Raw genomic sequence first — 10,307 nt, 5'->3', positions numbered from 1 at the left:
CATCGCTGACGCGCTGGACCAGCTCGACATCGACGCGATCGACGCGGACGCGACGGACGCCGACGCCATGGACGCTGACGCGACCGACGCTGACGCGACCGACGCTGACGCGACGGATGTCGCCGACGCCGACGCCGACGCCGACGCCGACGCAGCTGATGTCGCCGACGCCGACGCGGCAGACGCCACCGACGCGGCAGACGCCGCCGACGCGACTGACGCCGACGCAACGGACAGCGACGCGACCGACGGTGGCGTGACCACCCTGGCCCGCGCCGATGTCTCTCTCACGCAGATCGTCCGGGGCACCGGCGTGACCCAGACCGTGATCCTCTCGGGCTTCCAGCCCGGCGAGACGATCTCGGCCACGGTGAACTCCACCCCGTTCGACCTCACTCCGGTGATCGCTGACGCCTCGGGCTCGGCGCGCATGACCTTCGCGGTCGGCGCCGACTTCCAGCTCGGTGCTCACCGCGTGGAAGTCCGCGGTTCGGTCTCGGGTGAACTCCCGGCCGAGCGGGAGAACACCGCCTTCACGGTGACGGCCCAACCCGTCGTCGCGAGCGGCGGTGGGGGCGGAAAGTCCCTCCCGGCCACCGGTATGGACCTGAACGGTCCTCTCACCGGCGGCATCGCGGCGGCGCTGATCCTGGCTGGTGCTGCTCTGTGGACCCTGCGTCGACGGAGCGCCAGCGGAGAGCAGCGCTGACGATGACCACCACGGCGGAGGAGGCCCCCGAAGCGGGGGTGTCGGAGGGGCCTTCCTCCGCCCGGCGGTCGGGCGGGGTCATGGCGGCGGTCGCCGCCGCCATGACCCTCGCCATCGTCCTCGGCTACGCCTTCGTGGCGGTGTCGTTCACCATTCCCTCGAGCCCGACGCGTCCCGCCGTGTCGACCGCGTTCTCGCCGTACTTCTCCCAGCGGTGGAACGTCTTCGCTCCGAACATCATGAAGGTCAACCGCTCCCTGCAGGTGCAGGTGCAGTGGCGCGAGGACGGTGTCCTCCAGCGCAGCGAGTGGGTCGACGTCACCGACATGGAGTTCACGTCGGCTCGCGGCATCCCGACCCCCTCCCGTATCTCGAAGAACAGCTTCAACGCCGCTCAGGCCTACCTCACGCGCTACCAGGCACTGAGTTCCGACCAGCGCGACCGGGTCCGCAACACGTTCATCCGCCGGACGAACGACGGGGCGTACGCGCCGATGGACCCGTCGGCGCTGCTCGAGGAGATCGACGGCCTGGGAGGGAGCCGATCGGCGCTGGTGAGCTACCTGCGCTACGACTACATGCTCGTCCGCTTCGCCTCGGCGTTCGGCACCGCGTACTTCGACCGCGACGTGGAGCGCGTGCGCTGGCGCATCGAGCACGACCGGCCGAACGACTTCCTGCACCGCTTCGACACCGAGCGTCAGACGGACGTGTCGTACACGACCTTCGGGTGGCGGCAGCCGGCGGTCGCCCCGTCGGACGAGGTGCGCGACATCTACGACGAGGTCATCGAGAGGTACACCGGAAGATGAACCCCCTGGCACCCGTCGACGCGGCACGACCCGTCGAGAAGCCGACCCTGCGGGAGCGCCTCGCCCCCGCGGCGTTGTGGGACCGCCTGCAGGGCTGGCTCACCGAGCGCAAGCACTCGACGATCGGCTTCTCGATCCTCCGCGTGCTGTTCGGCGTCTCGATGCTCATCGTGCTCCTGCCCAGCTACGCCGACCGGCACTACCTGTGGGGCGCGGGCGCCTGGTGGGTCGACCCCGAGGCGAATCGACGCGGCTGGTGGGACCCGCTGCGACTGTTCTTCCCGAAGGACAACGCGGTCGTCTTCGAGATCTCTTTCCACGCGCTGATCGTGCTGGCCCTGCTCTTCGTGGTGGGCCTGAAGACGCGGTGGGTCACCCCGGTCCTCCTGCTGCTCTGGGTGGGCCTGTCGACCAACAGCACCCTCCTCGGCAACGGCGGCGACACCCTCATCCGGATCGTGCTGCTCTTCGTGGTCTTCGCCGACCTCAGCCAGCATTTCTCGGTGGATGCGTGGTTGCGTCGACGACGCGGCATCCGGCCCTCCCGCCTTTCGGGACGGATGCCGGGATGGGTGCCGCCGTGGCTGGGGAACTGGGCCCACAACACGGTGCTCATCCTCTGCGTCTTCCAGATCCTGCTCGTCTACTTCGTCTCGAGCGTGTTGAAGTTCCAGGGCGAGGAGTGGCTCAACGGGACGGCGATCTACTACGCGCTGAGCATCGACCAGTTCCACGTGCTGCCGGCGCTGAGCCAGCTCGCGTGGCAGTCGGCGCCGGTGGTGGCCCTGGCGACCTGGGCGGCCCTGTGGGTGCAGATGCTGTTCCCGGCGCTGATCCTCTGGAAGCCCACGCGCTACGCCGCGGTGTTCCTGATCACCGGCATGCACCTGAGCATCGCGATCCTGCTGGGGCTGTGGCCGTTCTCGCTCGCGATGATCGCCCTCGATCTGCTGCTGGTACGCGACGGGTCGTGGCTGCGGGTGGGGGCGCGCCTCGGGTCGCTGCGAAGGGGTTTGCTCAGCCCCGCCACGTAGACTCGACCCTATGTGCGGAATCATCGGTTACGTGGGTCCTCGGCAGAGCCAGGACATCCTTCTGGCGGGTCTGTCGCGTCTGGAGTACCGGGGGTACGACTCCGCCGGCATCGCCGTGATCGACGGTGACGGCCAGCTCGACATGCGCAAGCGCGCGGGCAAGCTCGCCGTGCTGCGCGATGACCTCGACTCCCGGCCCATGCCCAACGGGACGACGGGCATCGGTCACACCCGCTGGGCGACGCACGGCGGTCCCACCGACGCGAACGCCCACCCGCACCTGGCCGACGACGACAAGCTCGCCGTCATCCACAACGGCATCATCGAGAACTTCGCCGAGCTCAAGAGCGAGCTCGTGGGCGACGGCTTCGCCTTCCGCAGCGAGACCGACACCGAGGTCGCGGCGGTCATGATCGGCCGCGAGTACGCGCGCACGAAGGATCTCGTGCAGGCATTCCGCTCGGTCGTGTCGCGCCTCGAGGGTGCGTACACGCTGCTCGCGATGCACGAGGACCACCCGGGCCTCGTCGTCGGCGCGCGCCGCAACTCGCCGCTCGTGATCGGCCTGGGAGAGGGCGAGAACTTCCTCGGCTCCGACGTCGCCGCCTTCGTCGAGCACACGCGCAACGCGCTGGCAATCGGCCAGGACGAGATCGTGGCGATCACCCCCGAGGGTGTCGAGGTCACCGACTTCTCGGGCGCGCCCGTCGAGGTCGAGGCCTTCGAGGTGACGTGGGACGCCTCCGCCGCCGAGAAGGGCGGCTGGTCGTCGTTCATGGCCAAAGAGGTCTCGGAAGAGCCCGAGGCCGTCGCCAACACCCTGCGCGGTCGCATCCACGAGGGCCGGGTCGAGATCCCGGAGCTCGAGGGGATGGACGACTTCCTCGCCGACATCGACCGCATCCTCGTCATCGCGTGCGGGACGGCCGCCTACGCGGGGATGGTCGGCAAGTACGCGCTCGAGACGTGGACCCGCGTGCCCGTCGACGTCGAGCTGGCGCACGAGTTCCGCTACCGCAACCCCGTGCTCACCCCTCGCACGCTGGTCGTCTCGATCAGCCAGTCGGGCGAGACCATGGACACGCTCATGGCCGTTAAGTATGCGCGCTCGCGCGGCGCCAAGACGCTGTCGATCTGCAACACCCAGGGGGCGACGATCCCGCGCGAGTCCGACGCGATCGTCTACACCCACGCCGGACCCGAGGTCGCCGTGGCCTCGACGAAGGCGTTCGTCGCGCAGATCACCGCCCTGTACCTGCTCGCCCTGCACGTGGGGCGCGTGCGCGGCGCGGTCGACCCCATGGCCGCGGTCGAGGCCGTGACCGAGCTCGAGGCCGTGCCCGGCAAGATCGCCCGCGTCCTCGAGACCGAGCAGCCCCGGATCGAGCAGCTCGCGCACTGGATGGCCGACACCCGCTCGGTGCTGTTCCTCGGCCGCAACGTCGGCTACCCGATCGCCCTCGAGGGTGCGCTCAAGCTCAAGGAGCTGGCCTACATCCACGCCGAGGGCTTCGCCGCCGGAGAGCTCAAGCACGGCCCCATCGCGCTGATCGAGCCCGGTCAGCCGGTCTTCGTCGTCGTGCCCAGCCCGCGCGGCTCGGGCGAGATGCACAAGAAGGTCGTCTCGAACATCGAGGAGATCCGCGCCCGCGGCGCCCGCGTCATCGCGATCGCCGAAGAGGGCGATGTCGCGGTGCTCCCCGCCGCCGACGAGGTTCTGCGCATCCCCCTCGCGGCGCCCCTCTTCGAGCCGCTCCTGGCCGTTGTTCCGCTCCACATCTTCGCCATGGGCCTCGCCGAGGCGAAGGGCCTCGACGTCGACCAGCCGCGCAACCTCGCGAAGTCGGTGACGGTCGAGTAAGCAGGTTTCGAGAAGGGGCCGGATGCCATGGCATCCGGCCCCTTCGTCGTCCCGGTGTCGTCGGGCACCGGCAGAATAGAGGGATGCCAGGAGGGGAGGGCGCATGATCGTCGGTATCGGCGTCGATCTCGTCGACGTTCCGCGATTCGAGGAGCACCTCGAGCGCACGCCGCGGCTGCTTCCCCGCCTGTTCTCGGTGGCAGAGCGCGCGCTCAAGCCCCGCTCGCTCGCCGCGCGCTACGCGGCGAAGGAAGCCCTGATCAAGGCGCTCGGCGGCTCGGACGGCGTGCACTGGACCGACATCGAGGTCACCTCGGAGGCGTCGGGTCGCCCGGTGTTCTCGCTCCGCGGCGAGACCGCGGACACGGTCGCTCGGCGGGGGATCACGGCCCTGCACCTGTCGATGTCGCACGACGCGGGACTCGCGACGGCGTACGTCATCGCCGAATCCGGCCCGGGCGCCGGGGCATCGGCATCCGGAATCTTCCCCACTCGAGAGGACGACGCATGACGATGGCACCGGGCGTGCTGCGCGAAGCGGTGATCGACGTCGACGCGATCACCGAGAACGTGCGGCACCTGCGCGCGCTCACGGGGTGCGAGATCATCGCGGTCGTCAAGGCCGGGGGGTACGGGCACGGAGCGCATCGCGCGGCCCTCGCGGCGCTGCGCGGGGGAGCGACGCGCATCGGCGTGTCCGACATCGACGAGGCGCTGGCCCTGCGCCGCGCCGGCATCACCGCCCCGGTATTCGCGTGGCTGCACGCACCGGGCGCCTCGTTCGTCGAGGCCGTGCGCGAAGACATCGAGCTCGGCATCTCCGACATCGACCAGCTGCTGCGCGCGGGCGAGGCGGCGCAGGGCGAGCGGCCCGCGGCGGTCCACCTGAAGATCGAGACCGGGCTCTCGCGCAACGGCATCGCGCCGGCCGACTGGCGCATGGTGTTCTCGGAGGCCGCGCGTCTCGAGCGCATCGGCCGCCTGCGCGTGGTCGGGCTCTTCTCGCACCTGTCGAACACGAGTGCCGACGACGACCGCGCCGCCCTCGCGCGCTTCGAAGAGGGTGTGATCCTCGCCGCCTCCGTGGGGCTCAATCCGCCGCTGCGCCATCTCGCCGCCACGAACGCCGCCATCGCCCTGCCCGAGACGCGCCTGGGGTGCGTGCGGATCGGCATCGGGCTGTACGGCATCTCTCCGTTCGACGACCGGTCCTCGGCCGACCTGGGCCTGCGCCCGGCGATGACGCTGCGCGGAGCGGTCGCGGCGGTGCGGCGCGTTCCGGCGGGCACCGGGGTCTCGTACGGCTACGTCCACCGCACCGACCGCGAGACGACCCTCGCGCTGGTGCCGCTCGGCTACGCCGACGGGGTGCCGCGGCAGGCGTCGGGGCGCGGGCCCGTCACGATCAACGGCCGTCGGTTCGAGGTCGCGGGTCGCATCGCGATGGACCAGTTCGTCGTCGACGTGGGCGACCACCCCGTCGCGGTCGGCGACGAGGTCGTGCTCTTCGGCGATCCGACGCTGGGCGTGCCCGCGGCGCGGGACTGGGCGGATGCCGCCGACACCATCGACTACGAGATCGTCACGCGCGTGGGTGCGCGCGTGCCCCGGCGGGAGGTGCGCGCGTGAGTGTTCCGGACGCTCTGCTCGGCGAGCGGGTCATCGAGGGACCGGTCGACATGGAGGAGCTGGGGCGCCGCATCGGCAAGGCCCTGGCTCCCGGGGACGTGGTGGTGCTGACCGGCCCCCTGGGCGCGGGCAAGACCACCCTCACTCGAGGGATCGGCGAGGGTCTCGGCATCCGGGGTCCCGTTCAGAGCCCCACGTTCGTGATCGCCCGCACCCACCCCTCGCTCGTCGGAGGGACGCCTCTGGTGCACGTGGACGCCTACCGGCTCGGGGCCGCCGTCGAACTCGACGATCTCGACATCGACGTCGCGCATTCCGCCGTCATCGTGGAGTGGGGTCGGGGCGTGGCCGAGTACCTCGCCGACACGTGGTGGGAGATCGAGATCGACCGCCAGGTCGGGGGCCGCGGGGTCGACAACGCGTGCGGCGAGATCGCCGTGCACACGGTAGAGCTCGACGCCGACGCCCCCCGGAGGGTCACGATCTCGCGTCGCCCCTGATCGAAGGTCGTCGCGGGGCGCGGCGTCCGCCGTCGGGCCGGATGACGGGCGCGCGATCCGCGGCCCAGACCTCGCGCAGCCCGCGCAGGGTCTCGACCGGCTGCTCGACGTGGGCGAAGTGCCCGCTGTCCGCGAGCACGCGATCGTCGTAGTCGCGCATCAGCCGTGCCCACTCCTGCGCGTCGCGCTCGGCGACGAAGACGTCGTGCGAGCCCCGCACCGAGCGCACCGGACAGGAGATCCGGCGCCACACGCCGTCGTCGTGCGTGCGGGAGAGGTGCGCGGCGGCGAGGAAGGCCGCGGGGCGGATCTCGTCGGCGAGGTCGTCGGTCACCGAGCGGCCGATGCGCTCCGGATGACGGAAGAGCGGCCGTGCGAGCCGGCGCAGCAGGCCCGTGCGTCGCAGCAGGCGCAGCAGCGGGCGGGCGAGGGGGCCGAGGCCCCGTAGGAGGCGCATCGCGAGAACCATCCCCGCCAACCACGGCAACCGCGCGGCACCGCGCACCGGTCGACGCGCGATGGCGCGCGCCCCGGCGCCGCTGGGCGAGACCACCCCCACCGCCACCGTCTCGCGAGGGAACCGCGCGGCGACGTCGAGGGCGATGACCCCGCCGAGCGAGTGCCCCACCACCCGCCAGCGCGGATACCCGAGCGCGCGGGCGACGGCGGCCACCGCCACGGCGATCTCGGCCGGTTGCGGGACGGGGCCGGGCGAGTCCCCCCACCCCGGCAGGTCGATTGCGACGATGTCCGACAGGGGCAGACGCAGGTCGTCGGATGCCGCGATCATCGGGCCCCACGTGCGCCACGACCCCGCCGCGCCGTGCAGAAGGACCGTGGCCACCGGACTCCCGGAGCGCCGACCCGCGTGCACGGCCAACGGTCCCGCCCCGGTGGGGACGACGACGCGGCGCAGGCCGAGGTCGCTGACATCCATGCCTCTTCTTCGGAGCGGACGGGGGGATCGGATGCCGCGCCGGAGCGGCCGGATACCCTGGAAGCGTGATTCTCGGCATCGACACGTCCCTCGGTACCGCCGTCGCCGCGATCGCCCGCGACGGGGAGGTGCTCGCCGACGAGCAGAGCGCCAACCCGCTCGGCCACGCCGAGGTGATCGGCGACCTGCTGCGCCGCGCGACCGTCGGTGCGCCCGCCCCCACCCACGTCGCGATCGGCATGGGCCCCGGGCCTTTCACCGGCCTGCGGGTGGGGATCGCCACCGCGCGCGTGTACGCCCTCGGGCGCGGCATCCCGGCCGTCCCCGTTCCGAGCCACGACGGCATCGCGCTCGGGCGGTTGCTCTCCGACGCGCTGACGGGAACCGACACCGGTCGCTTCGCCGTCGTCACCGACGCGCGACGCAAGGAATTCGCGTACAGCATCTACGAGGGACTCGACGACGACGGGCTCCCCGTGCGGGTGTCGGACGCTCAGCTGACCCCGCGCGACGACCTGGACGCGCGGCTCGACGACGCCGGCGCCCGTCGCTACGAGGCCACGACCGTGTCTGCGGCGATGATCGCGCTCGCCGCGGCGCGCGCCCTCGACGCCGGTCGTACGCTCGCGGGTTCCGAGCCGCTGTATCTGCGCAGCCCCGACGTGGTCGCCGCGCACGCCCCGAAGCGGGTGAGCTGATGACCACGCGCACGGCCACCGTCGCCGACCTCGACGGCATCATGGCTCTCGAGCACGCCTCGTTCCCGACCGACGCGTGGAGTCCGGCGATGATGCGCGAAGAGCTCGCATCGCCCCACGGCTGGTACGTCGTCGTCGAAGAGGCGGGGCACCTCGTCGGTTACGCGGGGCTGCGCGCGGTGCGCGGGGCTCGGGACGCCGACATCCAGACGATCACCATCTCCGAGGCCGCACGGGGTCGCGGGCGGGGTCGGGCCCTGCTGAGGGCCCTGCTCGAGGAGGCCGCGCGCCGCGAGGTGCACGAGGTGTTCCTCGAGGTTCGCGCCGACAACCCCGTCGCGCAGAAGCTGTACCTCTCCGAGGGCTTCGCCGAGGTCGGCCGCCGCCCGCGCTACTACCAACCCGACGACGTCGACGCGATCGTCATGCAGCTCGACCTGCGCGGCTGGGTCGCGCGACGGACCGAGGCCGCGGGCATCCCGGCATCCGGGGATCCGACTCGGACGCCCGCGACACCGACCACCTCCGGAAAGGGCTGGTGCTGATGGACGCGCCTCTCGTGCTCGGCATCGAGACCAGTTGCGACGAGACCGGCATCGGGATCGTGCGCGGCAGGCAGCTGCTCAGCAACACGATCGCCTCGAGCATGGACGAGCACGCCCGCTATGGCGGGGTCGTGCCCGAGGTCGCCGCCCGCGCCCACCTCGAGGCGCTGCAGCCCTCGATCGACGCGGCCCTCGCCGAGGCCGGCGTCACCCTCGCCGATCTCGACGCCGTGGCCGTGACCAGCGGCCCCGGCCTGGCCGGTGCGCTGATGGTGGGGGTGGGAGCAGCCAAGGGGCTCGCCGTCGCGCTCGATAAGCCGCTGTACGCGGTGAACCATCTGGTCGGCCACATCGCGGCCGACATCCTCGACGCCGAGGCGGGCGAGCTCGAGTACCCCACCGTGGCGCTCCTGGTCAGCGGCGGACACACCTCCCTGCTGCTCGTGCGCGACCTGACCAGCGACGTCGAGCTCCTCGGCGAGACGATGGACGACGCGGCCGGCGAAGCCTTCGACAAGGTCGCACGCCTGCTGAAGCTGCCGTACCCCGGCGGCCCCGAGATCGACCGGGCGGCGGCCGACGGCGACCCCACCGCGATCCGCTTCCCGCGCGGGCTCTCGCGGGCCTCCGACATGGCATCCCACCGCTACGACTTCTCGTTCTCGGGTCTGAAGACGGCCGTGGCGCGCTGGGTCGAGCAGCACGAGGCCGCGGGGGAGCCGGTCCCGGTCGCCGATGTCGCCGCCTCGTTCCGCGAGGCCGTCGTCGACGTGCTCGTGACCAAGGCCCTCGACGCGTGCGCGCGCCACGGCGTCCCGCGCCTGCTGCTCGGCGGAGGCGTCATCGCCAACAAGCGTCTGCGCGACGTCGCTCTCGAGCGCGCCGCGGCCGCGGGCGTGGCCGTGCGCATCCCGCCCCTGCGCCTGTGCACCGACAACGGCGCGATGATCGCGGCCCTCGCCGCCGAGCTAATCTCGTCGGGTCGCCGCCCCTCGACCCTGGCCTTCGGGGCCGATTCGACGCTCCCCGTCACCGAGATCCAGGTGGCGGAGGACCCGGATGCCGACACCCCGGCGCCGCGAGCGGGGACTACGCCGTGAGCGACGCACAGCCGCCGACGCGCCGCGCGCGCAAGGAGGACGCCGAGGTCGCGACGGGACTTCCCCCCGTCCCGCCCCTGCCCGCCGACGTGCGGACCGCGGGTTCGGAGATGACGACGCCCGAGCTGACGACCGCCGAGGCGGGCGACGACGCCGACGGACGACTGCCGACCGCTCAGCTCGAGATGGCCGCGTTCGGCGACCACTTGATTCCCTACATCCCCCCGGTGCCGCCCGCACCGCGGTCTGTGGCGCCCTGGGCCCTGGGCGTCGCGATCCTCGCCCTGGTCGCGGCGCTGTTCACCGGCTGGCTGCTGCCGCTCGGAGTCGTCGCGGCGGTCCTGTCGATCGTCTCCCTGCGCCGTCGCCACGACAGCACGTCGGTGGCCGTCTGGGCCCTGGCGCTGTCCCTGCTCGCGGTGGGGTTCAGCGCGGGCTGGCTGGTCTGGGGCTTCTCGCAGCTCGCCGTCGGCTGACCCGGG

The 10,307-nt window shown here is 72.0% G+C and carries 12 protein-coding genes; 11 read left to right on the top strand and 1 reads right to left on the bottom strand.

The window, feature by feature from the left end:
- The 7 genes from F9B98_RS16075 to tsaE form a co-directional block, all read left to right on the top strand.
- Positions 1–709 (top strand): LPXTG cell wall anchor domain-containing protein (locus F9B98_RS16075; RefSeq protein WP_225310204.1); only part of this gene is annotated, 709 nt, incomplete at its 5' end.
- 2 nt (positions 710–711) lie between these two features.
- Complete coding sequence (locus F9B98_RS03435; RefSeq protein WP_150952900.1) at positions 712–1,521, top strand: DUF5819 family protein; 810 nt, start codon at positions 712–714, stop codon at positions 1,519–1,521.
- Positions 1,518–2,555, top strand: coding sequence for an HTTM domain-containing protein (locus tag F9B98_RS03430; protein ID WP_150952897.1), 1,038 nt, complete (start codon positions 1,518–1,520; stop codon positions 2,553–2,555). The genes F9B98_RS03435 and F9B98_RS03430 overlap by 4 nt, the downstream gene beginning before the upstream one ends.
- Before the next feature lie 10 nt (positions 2,556–2,565).
- A complete protein-coding gene (gene glmS / locus F9B98_RS03425; protein WP_150952893.1) occupies positions 2,566–4,416 on the top strand; it encodes a glutamine--fructose-6-phosphate transaminase (isomerizing) in 1,851 nt (616 codons plus the stop codon).
- A 103-nt stretch (positions 4,417–4,519) separates the two neighbouring features.
- Positions 4,520–4,927 carry a holo-ACP synthase gene (locus tag F9B98_RS03420; RefSeq protein ID WP_150952890.1) on the top strand — a complete coding sequence of 136 codons (408 nt, stop codon included), beginning with the start codon at positions 4,520–4,522 and terminating at the stop codon, positions 4,925–4,927.
- Complete coding sequence (gene alr, locus F9B98_RS03415; protein ID WP_191966651.1) at positions 4,924–6,045, top strand: alanine racemase; 1,122 nt, start codon at positions 4,924–4,926, stop codon at positions 6,043–6,045. Before F9B98_RS03420 ends, alr begins: the two co-directional genes overlap by 4 nt.
- Positions 6,042–6,545, top strand: coding sequence for a tRNA (adenosine(37)-N6)-threonylcarbamoyltransferase complex ATPase subunit type 1 TsaE (gene tsaE, locus F9B98_RS03410; RefSeq protein ID WP_412177023.1), 504 nt, complete (start codon positions 6,042–6,044; stop codon positions 6,543–6,545). The genes alr and tsaE overlap by 4 nt, the downstream gene beginning before the upstream one ends.
- Here tsaE and F9B98_RS03405 read toward each other — a convergent pair.
- Positions 6,523–7,482 (bottom strand): alpha/beta fold hydrolase, encoded by a 960-nt coding sequence (locus tag F9B98_RS03405; protein ID WP_150952886.1) that lies wholly within the window; start codon positions 7,480–7,482, stop codon positions 6,523–6,525. The genes tsaE and F9B98_RS03405 overlap by 23 nt on opposite strands.
- 65 nt (positions 7,483–7,547) lie before the next feature.
- On the opposite strand from F9B98_RS03405, the gene tsaB reads away from it, so the two are divergent.
- Genes tsaB through F9B98_RS03385 form a run of 4 tightly spaced genes read left to right on the top strand, consistent with a single transcriptional unit; the run spans position 7,548 to position 10,301 of the window.
- Positions 7,548–8,180: a tRNA (adenosine(37)-N6)-threonylcarbamoyltransferase complex dimerization subunit type 1 TsaB gene (gene tsaB / locus F9B98_RS03400; RefSeq protein WP_150952883.1), complete on the top strand. Its 633-nt coding sequence runs from the start codon at positions 7,548–7,550 to the stop codon at positions 8,178–8,180.
- On the top strand, positions 8,180–8,725 hold the full coding sequence (gene rimI, locus F9B98_RS03395; RefSeq protein WP_150952880.1) for a ribosomal protein S18-alanine N-acetyltransferase: 546 nt from the start codon (positions 8,180–8,182) through the stop codon (positions 8,723–8,725). Before tsaB ends, rimI begins: the two co-directional genes overlap by 1 nt.
- The gene (gene tsaD, locus F9B98_RS03390; protein WP_191966650.1) at positions 8,725–9,825 is read left to right on the top strand and encodes a tRNA (adenosine(37)-N6)-threonylcarbamoyltransferase complex transferase subunit TsaD; all 1,101 of its coding nucleotides are present in this window, start codon (positions 8,725–8,727) and stop codon (positions 9,823–9,825) included. The genes rimI and tsaD overlap by 1 nt, the downstream gene beginning before the upstream one ends.
- Positions 9,822–10,301, top strand: a complete 480-nt coding sequence (locus tag F9B98_RS03385) for a hypothetical protein (protein WP_150952875.1) — start codon at positions 9,822–9,824, stop codon at positions 10,299–10,301. The genes tsaD and F9B98_RS03385 overlap by 4 nt, the downstream gene beginning before the upstream one ends.
- Positions 10,302–10,307 lie beyond the last annotated feature (6 nt).

The organism is Microbacterium testaceum StLB037, from assembly GCF_008763945.1.
GTDB lineage: Bacteria > Actinomycetota > Actinomycetes > Actinomycetales > Microbacteriaceae > Microbacterium > Microbacterium testaceum_G.
Note: the sequence above shows the minus strand (reverse complement) of the source record. Positions and strands in the feature narration are given on the sequence as shown.

What these genes read in the sequence shown, in the direction of transcription:
- F9B98_RS03435 (WP_150952900.1), top strand. Translation starts at nt 712, where the DNA reads ATGACCACCACGGCGGAGGAGGCCCCCGAAGCGGGGGTGTCGGAGGGG.
- F9B98_RS03430 (WP_150952897.1), top strand. Translation starts at nt 1,518, where the DNA reads ATGAACCCCCTGGCACCCGTCGACGCGGCACGACCCGTCGAGAAGCCG.
- glmS (WP_150952893.1), top strand. Translation starts at nt 2,566, where the DNA reads ATGTGCGGAATCATCGGTTACGTGGGTCCTCGGCAGAGCCAGGACATC.
- F9B98_RS03420 (WP_150952890.1), top strand. Translation starts at nt 4,520, where the DNA reads ATGATCGTCGGTATCGGCGTCGATCTCGTCGACGTTCCGCGATTCGAG.
- alr (WP_191966651.1), top strand. Translation starts at nt 4,924, where the DNA reads ATGACGATGGCACCGGGCGTGCTGCGCGAAGCGGTGATCGACGTCGAC.
- F9B98_RS03405 (WP_150952886.1), bottom strand. Translation starts at nt 7,482, where the DNA reads ATGGATGTCAGCGACCTCGGCCTGCGCCGCGTCGTCGTCCCCACCGGG.
- rimI (WP_150952880.1), top strand. Translation starts at nt 8,180, where the DNA reads ATGACCACGCGCACGGCCACCGTCGCCGACCTCGACGGCATCATGGCT.
- tsaD (WP_191966650.1), top strand. Translation starts at nt 8,725, where the DNA reads ATGGACGCGCCTCTCGTGCTCGGCATCGAGACCAGTTGCGACGAGACC.